This is a genomic window from Anabaena subtropica FACHB-260 (assembly GCF_014697105.1).
Taxonomy (GTDB): domain Bacteria; phylum Cyanobacteriota; class Cyanobacteriia; order Cyanobacteriales; family Nostocaceae; genus Trichormus; species Trichormus subtropicus.
The window spans coordinates 47,375-62,556 of the sequence record NZ_JACJRF010000030.1; the positions used below are offsets into that span (position 1 = coordinate 47,375).

The 15,182-nt window shown below is 39.2% G+C and carries 16 protein-coding genes; 6 read left to right on the forward strand and 10 right to left on the reverse strand.

Translation table 11 applies throughout. From position 1 onward, the window contains the following. Positions 1-56: 56 nt before the first annotated feature. The 3 genes from H6G18_RS16735 to H6G18_RS16745 all read right to left on the reverse strand — a co-directional run bounded on the left by H6G18_RS16735 (position 57) and on the right by H6G18_RS16745 (position 2,854). On the reverse strand, positions 57-632 hold the full coding sequence (locus H6G18_RS16735; RefSeq protein ID WP_190408228.1) for an REP-associated tyrosine transposase: 576 nt from the start codon (positions 630-632) through the stop codon (positions 57-59). Between the two features lie 79 nt (positions 633-711). Then, positions 712-1,161: a KGK domain-containing protein gene (locus H6G18_RS16740; protein ID WP_190408229.1), complete on the reverse strand. Its 450-nt coding sequence runs from the start codon at positions 1,159-1,161 to the stop codon at positions 712-714. 175 nt (positions 1,162-1,336) lie between these two features. Continuing rightward, positions 1,337-2,854, reverse strand: coding sequence for a thioredoxin-like domain-containing protein (locus tag H6G18_RS16745; protein WP_190408230.1), 1,518 nt, complete (start codon positions 2,852-2,854; stop codon positions 1,337-1,339). Positions 2,855-3,351: 497 nt separating this feature from the next. Between H6G18_RS16745 and H6G18_RS16750 the strand changes: the two genes are divergently transcribed. Further along, positions 3,352-4,650 carry a diguanylate cyclase domain-containing protein gene (locus H6G18_RS16750; RefSeq protein WP_190408231.1) on the forward strand — a complete coding sequence of 433 codons (1,299 nt, stop codon included), beginning with the start codon at positions 3,352-3,354 and terminating at the stop codon, positions 4,648-4,650. A gap of 228 nt (positions 4,651-4,878) precedes the next feature. Next, positions 4,879-5,439, forward strand: coding sequence for a sugar O-acetyltransferase (locus H6G18_RS16755; RefSeq protein WP_190408232.1), 561 nt, complete (start codon positions 4,879-4,881; stop codon positions 5,437-5,439). On the opposite strand, the gene H6G18_RS16760 is transcribed toward H6G18_RS16755, so the two are convergent. After that, positions 5,436-5,816 carry a calcium-binding protein gene (locus H6G18_RS16760; protein ID WP_190408233.1) on the reverse strand — a complete coding sequence of 127 codons (381 nt, stop codon included), beginning with the start codon at positions 5,814-5,816 and terminating at the stop codon, positions 5,436-5,438. The genes H6G18_RS16755 and H6G18_RS16760 overlap by 4 nt on opposite strands. 76 nt (positions 5,817-5,892) lie before the next feature. Then, entirely contained in the window at positions 5,893-6,540 is a 648-nt protein-coding gene (locus H6G18_RS16765; RefSeq protein WP_190408234.1) for a Uma2 family endonuclease, read from the reverse strand. A 244-nt stretch (positions 6,541-6,784) separates the two neighbouring features. On the opposite strand from H6G18_RS16765, the gene rbsK reads away from it, so the two are divergent. Beyond that, positions 6,785-7,705: a ribokinase gene (rbsK, locus tag H6G18_RS16770; RefSeq protein ID WP_190408235.1), complete on the forward strand. Its 921-nt coding sequence runs from the start codon at positions 6,785-6,787 to the stop codon at positions 7,703-7,705. A gap of 104 nt (positions 7,706-7,809) precedes the next feature. Next, positions 7,810-8,634: an NAD-dependent epimerase/dehydratase family protein gene (locus H6G18_RS16775; RefSeq protein WP_190408236.1), complete on the forward strand. Its 825-nt coding sequence runs from the start codon at positions 7,810-7,812 to the stop codon at positions 8,632-8,634. A gap of 130 nt (positions 8,635-8,764) precedes the next feature. Here H6G18_RS16775 and H6G18_RS16780 read toward each other — a convergent pair whose 3' ends face one another. After that, positions 8,765-9,196: a nucleoside deaminase gene (locus tag H6G18_RS16780; RefSeq protein WP_190408237.1), complete on the reverse strand. Its 432-nt coding sequence runs from the start codon at positions 9,194-9,196 to the stop codon at positions 8,765-8,767. A 17-nt stretch (positions 9,197-9,213) separates the two neighbouring features. Here H6G18_RS16780 and H6G18_RS16785 point away from each other — a divergent pair, with 17 nt between their 5' ends. Next, a complete protein-coding gene (locus H6G18_RS16785) occupies positions 9,214-10,137 on the forward strand; it encodes a nucleoside hydrolase (RefSeq protein ID WP_190408238.1) in 924 nt (307 codons plus the stop codon). Positions 10,138-10,308: 171 nt separating this feature from the next. On the opposite strand, the gene H6G18_RS16790 is transcribed toward H6G18_RS16785, so the two are convergent. Both H6G18_RS16790 and H6G18_RS16795 read right to left on the reverse strand, forming a co-directional pair. After that, positions 10,309-11,220, reverse strand: coding sequence for a DUF1338 domain-containing protein (locus tag H6G18_RS16790; protein WP_190408239.1), 912 nt, complete (start codon positions 11,218-11,220; stop codon positions 10,309-10,311). A gap of 55 nt (positions 11,221-11,275) precedes the next feature. Further along, positions 11,276-12,574 carry an acetyl ornithine aminotransferase family protein gene (locus H6G18_RS16795; RefSeq protein ID WP_190408240.1) on the reverse strand — a complete coding sequence of 433 codons (1,299 nt, stop codon included), beginning with the start codon at positions 12,572-12,574 and terminating at the stop codon, positions 11,276-11,278. Positions 12,575-12,966: 392 nt separating this feature from the next. Between H6G18_RS16795 and H6G18_RS16800 the strand changes: the two genes are divergently transcribed. After that, positions 12,967-14,307: a hypothetical protein gene (locus tag H6G18_RS16800; protein WP_190408241.1), complete on the forward strand. Its 1,341-nt coding sequence runs from the start codon at positions 12,967-12,969 to the stop codon at positions 14,305-14,307. A gap of 103 nt (positions 14,308-14,410) precedes the next feature. Here H6G18_RS16800 and H6G18_RS16805 read toward each other — a convergent pair whose 3' ends face one another. Both H6G18_RS16805 and H6G18_RS16810 read right to left on the reverse strand, forming a co-directional pair. Further along, complete coding sequence (locus H6G18_RS16805) at positions 14,411-14,980, reverse strand: IS630 family transposase (RefSeq protein ID WP_190408244.1); 570 nt, start codon at positions 14,978-14,980, stop codon at positions 14,411-14,413. Further along, on the reverse strand, positions 14,962-15,182 hold a 221-nt coding region (locus H6G18_RS16810; protein WP_190408242.1), incomplete at its 5' end, for a helix-turn-helix domain-containing protein. The genes H6G18_RS16810 and H6G18_RS16805, both read right to left, overlap by 19 nt.

Here is a 15,182-nt window from a genome sequence, read left to right on the forward strand (position 1 = left end):
AATATTGAGTAGGGTGGGCATTGCCCACCAATTATCTCATTATTTAGTAACCAAACTCATTCTCCAATTTTTTCCCAATTTTTATCAAAATCAGGTATTTGTATTCTCTTCCCAGAACATGAACAATACCAATTGCTAGAATAAATACCTTTTCTCACAAACTTATGGAAACTAGAATAATCCCATAAGTGAGGACAAGAAACTAAACCATGCTTAACTGGATTGTAATGGATATAGTTCAAATGCTTTTCAAAATCAGCTTCATCACGTATAGTATGTTCCCAAAAACGACGTTGCCATACATTACTTTCACGGTGTTTACGGCGTGAATTAGATAAATTTTCGGGTAATATTGTTTTACTACCTAGTGAACGAGTAAATAAAACTTTTAATCTGCCAATTCGTTGGGAATAATTTTCGTCGTCAGTAGGTAAAGTCCAGAGAAAATGGATATGATCTGGCAAAACAACTGCGCCCTCTATTTCAAAAGGCATTTCGGAACGTACTTTTGCCAGAGCAGAACGCAAGTGACAGACATTTTCTATATTTGAAAATATTGGGTAGCGTTCGTATGTCACCAATGTTAAAAAGAAAGTTCCACCCGATAAATATGCACGACGATATTCAGGCATTTTGATGAGTTAAATATAGGTTTTGGAACAATTTTTAGTGTGTATTTTTACATAATATTTTTGGTGGGCAATGCCCACCCTACTGAGATTGAATTATTTGGCGAAGGTCATCTAGAGGTGATTTAGTTTCAATAGATTCTAAGGAAGAAAATTCAAAATATATATTAATTTCATCACGTTCAACATCACGATATCTCCACATTGATTGCTTACAATTAATTAATATTGATACTTGAATTTTTAATTCTCCGTTCTCCCAGCCTTTACCACCAACTTTTAAAATTTGGCAATTTTTGAATGTATTAAATTCAATTACCTTTACATCAATTTGTTCACTATTAATTGAAATTGTGTCTAGCAAACTATAAATCCGATCATTAGCTTTTTGAGTATCTTCATCGTAAGTTTTTCGAGTCCACTTATACTTAACCTGTGCTTCAATCAACTCTTTTAATCTAAATAATGTAAAAGTATCTCTCTCAAAAAGTACAACATCATTACTATCTAGCGAAATTATTTTATTATTCATACCAATAAAGAAAATTTACTTGTATTGAATGGTGAGTATTAGCCACTCTTATGATAATTGAATTTACTACTTAGTTTAATCGAGAATTTCCAACAGTTATTGTAGTAAATATACTGAAATTATAGTTGTCGAATGTCCTGCAAACAAGCAGAATTTTCTGTGCATTTGCGCGAACTTAAAAGTTATTAGGAATACATACATCAGGCGCACATAAGCCATTAAATTGCATTGTCCTCACCTCCAGCGTATTTAAATTTACATGACGGATGGCGTGGTTATTAGTATCAGCAACGTATAGATATGAACCCATAACACTCAACCCTGAAGGTTCAAAAAAGCGGGTATTTTTACCTTGACCATTTTGTAACCCAGCCGAACCATCTCCTAAAACAGTTTGACAATTACCAGTGTAAGGACTAACTAACTTAATTTTGTGGTTGTAAGTATCTGCAACCCACAAATAATTTTGAAAATATTCCACCCCTAAACAATGCTGTAAACGGACATCCTCACCCTGTCCATCCACATCACCAAAACCAAATAAACCACCACTACCACAAACAGTCCTGACTTGCTGAGACTCTAGTAGTCTCATGCCACGAATCGAACTAATTTCACTATCAGCGATGTATAATTCCTTCCCATTTGTAGTAATTCCACTGGGTTGAGCAAAAGCCGATTCTGTCAGCGAACCATCAAAACAACCTTCTGCACCAGTCCCAGCATAGGTTTTGATAATACCGCTTTCTAAATCCATCTGCCAAATTTGATGATTCCCTGCCATTGCAATGTATAAATTATTTTTGACCTTTATCAAGTCCCAAGGCGAATTTAACGCAGTTTCTAAACTAACACCCCCATGCGGATGAATATTACGGCTTTGTTCACCTGTTCCCGCAATGGTTTCTACTATTTGCTGCTTGATATTAATTCGTCGCAAAGCATGATTTCCCGTATCAGCGACGTAAAGGATTTGATTTTCCACATCAAACGCCATTCCTTGGGGTGCAGAAAACTGTGCTTCTTCAAAAGCACCATCACTTAAGCCAGATTTTCCAGTACCAATTAAATGTAGAATCTCACCGTCAAAGTCACTAACAACTATACGATGATGACCAGAGTCAGCGATGAATAACCCTACTGGGGTGGCTAGGACTTTACCAGGAAAAGCTAGAGGTGTGATTAATGGTTGACGCTGTTTCTCTAAATTCAGGCTGAGTTCTTGAAAATTAATCGTTCCTTGGTTTTGATGTTCCTGAATTATTTTGGCAATTAGTTTCTCTAAAGTATCCCGATTTCCTTCACCAGAAAAGTAGCCAATGACATAACCTTTTGGGTCAATAACCATTAAAGTAGGCCAAGCACGCACAGCGTATTCTTGCCATACACGAAAACCCTTGTCTACTAAAACTGGGTGTTCAATGTCGTAGCGCAATATAGCCTGGCGGATGTTTTCGGTTTCCTGTTCGTTGTCGAATTTTGCAGAATGGACACCAATAACTGTCAGACTGTCTCGATATTTCTGTTCTAGATATTTCAAATCTGGTAAGACGTGGAGACAATTGATACAACAGTAAGTCCAAAAGTCTAAAATCACGATTCTACCCTTGAGTTCCTTAATAGATAAGGGTTTGTCAGTGTTCAGCCAAGGATAATTGTGTGGTAGTTCTGGCGCTCTTACACGAGGAATCATATATATTTTTGCATCTATAGGAATGTGATGTGATTGTTAAAATACGTAACTCTCTGTTATCTGTATCTCTGTGGTTAGAGCAATTATTTTGACTAGACAAATACTGGGATAAAAGCAAAAACTTTATAGCTAGGAATGTGATTTTATCAGTCAAATTTATGGGAGTAGTAATGCCTGATTTGCCTATATTTAAAAATTAAGCATTAATTCTATAGGATGTGAAAATTAATGTGCTTATTAGTTTTATTTTTTAGATACATAATATACCAAATACATTTTCTGATTTAAACCGATTGAGAAAATTTGCATAATTATATTATATTTATTGAAGTTATAAAATTTGGCTAGCAATTAACAGACTATATCATAGTAAATCAATAGTTTAATCAAGCAAGTATACCGATATTTTAGAGATTGATTATCATAGAATTAATAACTTTCAGATGGAGTTGCTGCTAACAACAATATCTGAACCTTAGCAAACAGGTAAATTTAACATGGTTTCCCGCAAAATCCTAGTTGTTGAGGATGAAGCAGTCCTAGCATTGAATATTAAAAATAGTTTACAAACATTAGGATATAATGTTATAGAAATTACAAAATCTGCTGAAGATGCAATTCAAAAAGTAGCAGAGAAGAACCCAAATCTAGTATTATTTGATATCTGTTTATCCAGAGAAATTAATGGTTTGCAGGTGACAGATATTATTCAAAATAACTTTCATATACCTGTGTTGTATTTAACCGAGTATTCCGAATATTTAGAATTAAATAAAAACAAACTAGATGAGCCTTTCAGTTATCTTCTCAAGCCATTTGTAGAAAAAGACTTACATCTGGCTGTAGAAATGGCTTTTAGTCAGTATCAAGTTAACAAAAGAATCAAGGAAGATAAAGAAAAAACGGCAGCAATTATTAACAGTATGGGCTGTGCAGTAGTTGTTACCTTTACTAATGGTCATATTCAAATGATGAATCCGATGGCAGAAAGACTCACTGGTTGGATGGAACATGAAGCATTTGGTAGAGATTTGGCAGAGGTTGTCAAACTAGTTGATCAGGATATGGACGAAGTAATTGATAATTTAGCTACACAGGCAATGCAGACTGGTAAAATAGTGAACTTACCGGAAAACTGTACGCTAATTTCCAAGGACGGCAAAGAGATACCTGTAGGAGATAATATTGCGCCTATCCGTGATAGTAGTGGTATTATTACTGGTGCAGTGTTAGTTTTTCAAGATATCACTCAACGCAAGCAAGCGGACGTGCAATTACTCCGTAATGCTTTTTATGATGGACTAACAGCGCTACCCAATCGAATTTTATTTTTAGACCGTCTCAAACAAGCAATTGAACGTAGCAAACGCCGTAGTGATTATCGTTTTGCCGTGTTGTTTTTAGATTTAGATGGTTTTAAGGGGATTAACGATCGCTTTGGACACGGAATAGGAGATGATTTTTTAGTAGCGATCGCTCACAGATTAGAATCATGTATACGTAGTGGGGATACTGTCGGGCGATTTGGTGGTGATGAATTTGCCGTGTTGTTAGAAGAAATTCGAGATGTTAACGACGCTATCAACGTAGCCAAGCGCATTCAAGACACCTTAGGATTACCCCTCAATCTGAATGGACATCAAATATTTACTACAGCCAGCATTGGTATTACCTTAAATGGTGGTAGCTATGATGAACCAGAAAACCTATTAAGAGATGCAGATCAGGCTATGTACCGTGCTAAACAACAAGGAAAAGCACGCTATGGCGTATTTAAAAAAGCTACTAATTGTTAATAAATTACCTATCTAATATCAACAACTTAAAGTGTATCTACCAAATTTACCAGCATATTAATAATATTAAAATACTCGAACTTCCGCTAACTTTATTAAAATTATATTTTCTTAAATATCAATATTAAACTTTAAACTAGTAATCCCAGATATTGTAAGTATTTGTAAAAGCCCAGACTGCTTACTCTTTATCTTCTTTGCGCCTCTGCGTGAAACAAATCAATATTTATGGAAAAAACCGAAAAACAAAAAATGCTTGCAGGGGAATTATACCTAGCAGACGATCCAGAATTAGCAGCCCAGAGTAAACGAGCCAGCCAACTGTTGCGAATGTACAATGCAACAACCGCAGAACAGCCAGAACAACGCAGGCAAATTTTACAAGAATTATTTGCCCAGGTAGGTGAAAAAATTACCATAGTACCGCCGCTTCATTGTGACTACGGTAGTAACATCTACGCAGGTAACGGATTATATATGAACTATGGTTGTGTAATTTTAGATTGCAATAAAGTAGAAATTGGTGAAAACGTCTTGTTAGCTCCCTATGTACAGATTTATACGGCCTACCATCCCACAGAACCAGAAATTCGCCTATCTGGGAGAGAATTAGCAGCCCCAATTAAAATAGGTAATAACGTCTGGATTGGTGGTGGGGCAATTATTTGTCCGGGAGTAACGATTGGAGACAACACAACTATTGGTGCTGGCAGCGTAGTTGTGCAAGATATCCCTGCTAACGTTGTAGCCGTTGGGAATCCTTGCCGGATAATTCGCCATTTATCTTAAAACTTGTAGCCTCTACCTAACCAATATAACCAATCAGCGATCGCTTCTTGAGTCTCATCATCCACATCAATCGCCTCAATTTCCGAAAGCTTGGCAGAATGTATGTCATCTTCCTTACCACCAATGTAAGCAACTTCCACATACATATCTTTCAAACAATCATCCTCTGGAGCCATACCCAAAACTTCTACAGCCTTCTCTTCAATTGCAGAAGTTTTGCGCGATTTCTTCTTCCATTTACCCATAAAGGGAAATTCCAAAGTATCATCTAGGTAGTAATACCAGCCCATTGCTCTATCTTCTTTATCCTCCGCATCGACAACAATCTCTGTTTCAATACGCTGTTCTCTAGTTTCGTCCCGTTCCACACTAGCCATAAGACAAACACCCACTCCCTATACAGTTTGATATGGTAGCCTGTCGAGCTATATCTGTCGATAAGCTACGGGGTATCTAAGTATTTGAATTTACTATCTGCTGACTTACCCAAACACGGAATAATCTAATCATTGATATTTCCCCAACGTTGAGGCTTTGTTCGAGAAAATGGGGAACTTCAGTTGCTAAGGGGAGATTGGCAAAACTTGGCGACACATCACTAGGGACATAGACCCCTTCACATAACCGATAAATTTGCATTACAGGTTCGTCATATCGCCACACTTCGGGAACACCCAATGCTAGATAAATAGGAAATCGGTCAACAGATGCGCTAGTGTAGTCTACCTCAATCACTAAATCTGGTGGTGGGTCTTGAGTCAAGTCGAGATTCTGCTTTTGTCGCATCATCGGCTCATTTTGGATATAAAAAGCCGAATCTGGTTCTACACCACGCAGTAAATCATGACGTTTACAAGTTGTTGAACCAATGCTTTTCAAATTCAGGTTGAGTACCTCAGCTAGAACAAAAACCAAGTGTTCCAGTAGTCTATTATTATGTTCATGAGGCATCAAAGGAGTCATAATTTCTAGCATTCCCTGGTCATAAGCCAATCGCACAGCACGATTAGCTCCCATTTCTGCCAAGATAGTTTCAAAGGTTTGCCAACTAATATTTGATAGTACAACCCTTGGGGAATTAGTCGATGCTATCATCACCATAGGATGTAACCTCAGTTTTCTTTTAAAATATCAAACAAGTAGCGGTATTTGCATTATATTTCCTCAACTCATCGCCAGTTGTCCTGAATAAATACTTGGCGCTACTGTGCGTTCCTAGCCTTCTTTTTTGGAGATGCTACGGCGAATGCGTGGAAAAAAGCTATAAACTGATGCAAAAAGAAGACCCAACATTAGCAGCCTGTTAGGTTAGTGCAATACAGTAATTACCCAGACACCCGAAATCATGAGTATTATCGTCTTCGGTAGCATCAATATAGATTTAGTCGCCACAGCACCCCGCTTACCTGTGGCTGGAGAAACATTGCTGGGAGAAAACTTTTTTAAAGCTCCTGGTGGTAAAGGTGCAAACCAAGCCGTAGCATTATCACGGTTGGGAGTTCCTACCCAAATGGTGGGACGCGTCGGCGCACATAGTTTCGGTGCAGAACTGATAGAAAATTTGCAAGATGCTGGTGTACAGACTGAAAATATTTTTGTCGATGAAACTGCGAGTTCTGGTGTTGCTATTATCACCGTAGCTCATAATGGTGAAAATCAAATAGTCGTCATTCCTGGTGCTAATGGGCGAATTAATCAAGCAGATGTCGAACGATTAGGGCAGATATTACCCACAGCTACAGCACTATTATTACAACTAGAAATTCCAGTAAATTCTGTGATTGCGGCTGCTCAAGCGGCAAAAAATGCCAATATCACGGTAATTTTAGATCCTGCACCTGCACAATCAGATTTACCAGCAGAACTTTATCCCTTGGTAGATATTATTACACCCAATGAAGTAGAAGCAGGACAACTGGTAGGTTTTTCTGTAGATAGCGAAGATACAGCAGCCAAGGCGGCTGGGGTGTTATTGCAAAGGGGAGTGAAAAGTGCGATCGTGAAGTTGGGTGCTAAAGGTGTTGTCTGCGCTACTGGAAAAGAAACCTTTTTTGTCCCAGCGTTCCCCATAGAAGCTGTTGACACCGTAGCTGCTGGTGATGCGTTTAATGGTGGTTTAGCAGCAGCACTTTACGCTAGACTTTCCTTACATCAAGCGGTTGTTTGGGGTGCGGCGGCTGGTGCTTTAGCAGCCACAAAATTAGGCGCACAAGCTTCGTTACCCGACAGATTTACATTTGATGCTTTCCTCAAGGAAAGGGGATGAATAGGGAGAGTCACTATTAACTGCTAATTTAAAGATTATGAAAGACCTTTGGTTGGTTTAAATTTTAAGTCTGTCTTGAGCGAAACTATATGCAGGCGAGGACTATGAAGATATTAGTCACGGGCAACGAAGGAATGATTGGTTCAGTTGTTGAAAAAATTTTGTGTGCTGACGGATATGAAGTAATAGGCTTTGATATCGCAAGTGGTCATAATATCCTCAATCCTCATCAAATTCGTTCTGCGATTGTTGGTTGCGATGCAGTCGTTCATCTTGCTGGGCTACTTGGAAACTCAGAGGAAACGCCGGATGAAATAATGGCAGTCAATCTTCTCGGAACTTGGCATATTCTTTCAGCAGCAGCAGAGGCAAAACTCAAACGTGTTGTTTTTTTCAGCAGTGTTGATGTATTGGGAATCTTTAAAGGTGAGAGAAAACCAGATTATCTTCCTTTGGATGACAATCATCCTTGTTATCCAACCACCCCTTATGCGGTTTCTAAGCGCCTTGGTGAAGAAATGTGCAGATATTTTACCGATAGCACAGGTATCCCAACTATTTGTTTGCGACCACCAGGTGTTTTTGATGAAGAAACTTACGATTTTATTATTTCCAATCGGCGAGCAAATCCTGAATTTGAATGGAATCCTTTTTGGGAATACGGCGCTTTTCTCGATGTGAGAGACGCAGCCCAAGCAGCACGGTGCGCTTTACACTGCCCTAATCCTGGTCATGTTACCTTGCTGCTATGCGCGGATGATATTTCTTCGGCACATCGAACTAGTCAAGAAATGGCTCAGTCCCTACTTCCTGAAGTAGATTGGCACGGTAGTAATGAATATGAACGTGAGCCTTACAAAGCTCTGATTAACACTCAACTTGCTAAAGAAGTCCTCCAATGGGTTCCACTTCACAGATGGCGACCATGAAACAACTAACTTTAGTTTCCTGCAAATCCTCTATCTTCAGTACTACAAGAGCCTTGTTTTTATGTTTAAAAGCAGACGGACGAAGAGGTTTAATGAAAACTTTGTGTTTCATATTTGAAAAAATTGATTATTAATTACCAATATCCTCATTCCACAATTCAGGATTGGTTTGAATAAACTCACTCATCATCTGTTCGCATTCATCTAGATTTAAATCAATTACTTCCACGCCGTGAGATACCATAAAATCTTTAGCGCCAGGGAAAGTTCTAGATTCGCCGACAATTACCTTTTTAATACCGAATTGCACCACAGCCCCAGCGCACAAATAACACGGCATTAAGGTTGAATATAATGTAGTACCTCTGTAGCTGCCAATTCTCCCAGCATTACGGAGACAATCGATTTCGGCATGGGTAATCGGATCACCATCTTGTACACGTTTATTGTGTCCTCTGCCGAGCAGTTTACCATCTTTGACGAGGACGGAACCAATAGGTATTCCGCCTTCTTGTCTGCCTTGTTTTGCTTCTTGAATAGCGGCTTGCATAAATTCATCCATATTTTCTATCTCCTGATATGACAAAACAACTTGTGTTAATGGATCATGATGGTGGTGTAGATGATTATCTAGCAACTATGCTGCTGTTGACGATGGAGCATATCCAACTCCTGGGCGTTGTCGTCACTCCTGCTGATTGCTATGTCCAACCCGCAGTTAGTGCTACACGCAAAATTATTGACTTGATGGGATTCTCTCATATACCAGTGGCCGAAAGCACAGTACGCGGGATTAATCCTTTTCCTCGCTTATATCGTCGTGATTCGTTTATTGTTGACCATTTGCCGATTATCAACCAAAATGAATTGATTCACACGCCTTTGGTGGAAGAAACAGGTCAAGATTTCATGGTGAGAGTATTGCGGGAAGCAGCAGAACCAGTAACTCTAATGGTGACAGGGCCTCTCACAACAGTCGCAGTTGCTTTAGACAAAGCACCAGAGATTGAAGCGAAAATTAAAAAAATTGTGTGGATGGGTGGAGCTTTGAATGTTCCTGGTAATGTGGAAAAAAGTTTAGAGGCTGGACAAGATGGTTCTGCTGAATGGAATGTTTATTGGGATGCGGTTTCAGCAGCGCGAGTATGGCAAACCCAAATTGAAATTATTATGTGTCCTCTAGATTTAACTAACAATGTGCCAGTCACATCAGATTTAGTATACAAAATGGGGCGACAACGCCACTATCCGATTTCTGATTTAGCGGGACAATGTTATGCCCTGGTTATCCCGCAAGATTATTATTTTTGGGATGTGTTAGCAACTGCTTATTTAGGACATCCAGAATTTTATCAACTACGAGAATGGGAAACAGAAATTATTACTAATGGGTTGAGTCAGGGACGGACTAAAGTTGTTGCTGGTGGGCGAAAGATTTTAGCTATGGATAAAGTTGATAAAGATGCTTTTTACGCCTACATTTTACGGCAGTGGGCAAGATGATGAAACCAATTCGCCATCAAAATCCCATTAAATTTTGTTTACTGGAAATTTAATGAGGTTTATATCGGGTTGTTTCCAGTTGAGTCTAATACAGACCTAACCCCCAACCCCTTCCCTTGTAGGGAAGGGGAGTAAGCCTCATAGAGTACTCCATGAGAAGCGCTATATCTTTTAGGATAGTCTAGTCATTTCAAATAAATGTTGAGCATTATTTCCTAAAAAAGCATCAAAAAGCTCTGGTTTTCCAGGTTCTATTTCTACCGCATAACGTTGGGCTATTTCGTAGTAGGCGTAAGTCCAAGGAATCTGAATTTCCTTCCCACTAATATCATCTATGACTGTCACCATTTCTTGAACTGCTTGGGTTGCTGTTTGACGCAACCCGCAAGTAATATTACCTTCGATTTCTGCTTTCATTGGTACACCTAAATTAGCCAAACCACGAGCAGTACTGTCTATATCTGCATATTCTGAAGTTTGATGGCGATTTACGTAACCTGTAAAGTGGTTGACAGCATAGCCATGTAACAACACCCATGCACCATACTGGGTAAATTTATTCACTTCTTCTACAACAGAACGCCGTGGAGTTAACCAAGGACGAGAGAAAACTTTTTGGAGTTTTTGGGCTATAACTTCACTGTTTCCTTTTTCTTGGTGAAAATAGGTCAAAGGAGAGGTAAATTGATCGGGAATTGTAGATACTGTTTGAGAGATTAATTGAGCAATATTATCTGGCAATTCATCGACAATTAATTCACTAATAAATAACTTAGGTAAATCAAACTCTGCTTGTTGGGGATGGCGATAGTGACGGGCGTACAGATGAGTTTGCGGAAAAATATATTCTCCAGCAGGTTCATAACCCAAAGCTTCAGCTATTTGGGACAAGTAACTAATTCCCAAATTTACTTTACCTTGTGGACGATCCACTGACAAACGCAGCGATCGCCAGGCAATATGATCATTAGCCACAGTCCCACCAGCAGCAGTAATCATTTGTTGATATGTGCGGGCATAAGTGACTCTGGCGCTGTATTCTTGCCAAAGTAGTGAAAAAAGTTGCAGTGCAGTTTTGTTCATTGTCAGTTGTCAGTTGCTAATAGTTTTTTATCCCCTACGCCCCTGCTCCCCTGCTTCATTTACTTAAAATTTCTGCAATAATATCAAGGGCAATTTGAATTTGCTCGTGGTTAATTACTAAGGGTGGACAGAAACGAATGGCGGCTTTACCGCAACCGAGTAATAACAAACCCCGCAGGAAGGCTTCTTGGATGATGCGATCGCGCAATGTATGATCAAAGTTACCGGCTTCATCTAATAAATCTACGGCTACCATCAACCCTTTACCTCTGGGTAAGGAGATTCTGGGGAATTTTTCGTGTAATTGGGTTAAACCAGCTTGTAATATTTCCCCCATCTGGGTAGCGTTATCCATCAAACCACTTTCCAGTAGTTTTAAGGTTGCAATACCCGCCGCACAAGCGACTGGATTTCCGCCGAATGTAGTGGCGTGGGAACCAGGAGGCCAAGTCATAATCTCAGCGCGGGCTAAAATTGCGCCTAAAGGCATACCACTAGCGATTCCTTTGGCAGTGTTAATGATATCAGGTGCGACATCCCAATGTTCAATGGCAAATAAGCGTCCAGTGCGCCCCATACCTGATTGCACTTCATCAACTACCATTAATATGCCGTAGCGATCGCAGATATTCCTAATTCTCTGTAAAAAACCATCTTCAGGGACGATATAACCGCCTTCCCCTTGGATTGGTTCAACGACAATTGCAGCTACTTCGTGGGCAGGTATGATCGTGGTCAAGAGATGGTTTTCTAAGTAATCTAGGCTGGCGTGAGTACCGTAGGGAATATGAGTTACACCAGGAACTAACGGCCCAAAATTGGCACGCTGTACAGTTTTGGAACCAGTCAAAGACATTGCGCCGTAAGTACGCCCGTGGAATGCACCTAAGAAAGCGATGATGAGCGATCGCTTGGTGTAATATCGAGCTAGTTTAATTGCTCCTTCGTTGGATTCAGCACCGGAATTTGTGAAGAATACTTTAGCACCGTGAACAAAGGGGGCGCGACTAGCTAAGTGTTCTGCTAGTTCCACCATCGGCTCATAATAGAAATCCGTCCCCGACATATGTAAAAGCTGGGCTGACTGTTCTTGAATTGCTTTGACTACTTCTGGGTGGGCGTGTCCGGTGGCTGTGACGGCGATACCTGCGGTCATATCTAAAAATACATTGCCGTCTACATCTTCCACCATGCAGCCCTCACCACGGGCGACAACCAAGGGATAGTCGCGGGTGTAGGACGGTGATGTCACAGCGCGATCGCGTTCTACAATTGCTTTAGCTTTAGTTCCTGGTAAGGATGTCACCAAACGCGGTGTTTGAGGTAAATGTTGATTAATAGGGATACTTAACATTTTTTTCAGGTATTTGAGAATCCGGATAATTAAACTACCAAGTGTAATTGCTAACAATAGGGTGTGATTCTAGTTTGTGTATAACTTACTAATTGACAGACCGACAAGAATATGTGATGAGAGCGTGAGAAAATACAAATAAGTTTTCATGAATCTAAAGAAAGATTTCTGGGCAATCTCAATTTTTCCGTAATTACTTAGTGTTCATATTTGCTGGTAACCAGGTTATGGTCAAAGGCTAAAGAATACAAACGCAAGTTTAGTCATGAGTATGCAGGTTATAATGCGATATTAGGCTGAGTTTCTCCCTAGAGATGGAAGAGGTTTGATGCCCTGTCAGATGCCCTAAAAGTGCATTATTAAGTTAGTATTGCGAAATTCATTAACAATTTATGAGTATCCTGTTAAGCCCAAAAATTAGATTCTTGCTAAGTGTTACGGCGTTCTCACTGGTAGGTATAGTTAGTAGTAATATATATAATAATTACTCTCAAGCTAAACAGCTAGACCAAAAGCCTCAGGATGACAAAAAATCCAGCTTAAATCAACAGGTAACAGCTAATACATCTCAACTACGAGAGTCTCAGTCCGCCAATTTTTTGCCAAAAACAGGAATTACTCAGGCAGAAACATCTCCTCAGAACAGAAATCAGCAGAAAACGCCTAATTCAATTCCCAATTTAGCAACAACATCTATCACTTATCCCATTATTGATGAGTGGAGAAAATATAAATTTAGTGTCAATGGTAATCAAATTTTAGCTCCCTCACAACTACCCAGTGCTAAAGTTAATGTTAATCAATCAGACTTATTAACTGTTCTGGTTAATACGAGACAATACTTTCAAGAACACGGTGCAGACGATCCAGATATTTTACGCCCCGGATTGCTAAGTACGCAAAAAGTCACTACAGAAGATATCCTCAAAACTCTCGACTTCATGATTGAAGTCCTCAAAGAAGATATTGCCAAGAATCGCATTACTCGTTTACAAAATCCCAACTTTATCAACCGCAACTTCCGAGTCATTAAATGGACAGCATATAACCCTGAAAATCAGGTACAAAAGCAATTAAGACTGACAAAATATGCTGTGTTTACTCACCCAGGTTCACGGAAACGCACCGCAACTTTTAACACCCCGCTTTATAGCTTAAAAGACAACAACATTGCCGATAAATTTTATACTAAATATACAAAACAAGAGGTTTTGTCTGGTATTTATGAACCGGGTGGAAAAGAATATGGCAAAGTTGAACCTCTGGCTTATTTAACCCGCAATGGATTAGAAGAAGCTCTAATGCAAGGAACAATTCTCATAAATTTTACGGATGGTTCTCAGGCATTTTTTAATGTTGATAGAAACAACGGAATGTCTTACGTCCGGGGTTTAAAGGCGACAGCACAAAAGCGTTATTGGTATTTTCGGCAAGTTGATGCAATTAAAGGTTATGGACACAAAATAGATGCCAAAATTTCTGTCAAGCCAGGAGTGACTTTTGCCGGAGATGTCTTAAATATTGGTTTAGGTAGAGTAGTTTTGATAGAAAATACTCAAAGTGGACGTAAGCAATTACAAATGGGAGTAATTGCAGACACAGGCGGAGCATTTTTACCAAATTTATATCAACTAGATTTTTTAGCAGGAATTTTTCCTAACCAAAACTCTTTCAGGCAATATATTAGACAGTTACCTGAATATACCACAGCATACTTTTTAGTTAAAAAGTGATAGAAAGTGTAGTGAGTAATGAGTAATGAGTAAGGAGTAATGAGTAATGAGTAATGAGTAATGAGTAATGAGTAATGAGTAAGGAGTAAGGAGTAATACCAATTTAATATGAAGCTGCATAGAAAAGAGCTTCTAAAATAAAGTTATAAGAGGAGATAGACATTACCTGCTCAAATGTTAATTGCTCGAATAGTTGTTGTATGCGAGTTCGTAAGTCTTGCAAAGAAGAAAAAAGTTCATTCTTGAGAGATTTTTTGAGATACTGCCATAGCCTTTCAATGGGATTGAGTTCCGGGGAATGAGGTGGTTGAAGCAGGGGAATAATATTTTCAGGCCAATTAATCGCACCACTAATATGAGCAGGAGCTTGGTCTATTTGTAAAATGGCATAATCTTCACCTAATTGCTGAGATAACCAGTCTAAAAACTGTTGAAAATATTCACCATTAAGTTTGGGGTATTCTTGCTGGAAATGTTGTCCTGTGAATGGTTCAATTGCACCATAAATCCAAAAATTTTCCCTCTGCCATTTCACGGATACAGTTGGTTTGACTCCACAAGCAGTAATCACTTTTCCCGTTAAAGTTTTTAATCCCACCCTGGTCTCATCCTGACATAGATAACGAATACACCTTCCTGGTACTAGATGTTTTTCTAGGATATTAAGGATGATACCGAGTTTTTTTTAAACTCAGATACTAACTTTTCATCCTGCTGATGGCTTTGAGGACGCGGTACTTTGAGTTTTGCTCCTAATTTATATCGAACTAACGCATAAACTGTTGCATACTCAACTTCCAGTCCATGTTGGAATTTCAACCACTCAACTATTGCACCATAGCTACTAAAGCCTTTTCCTGTTTTTAACTCTGACT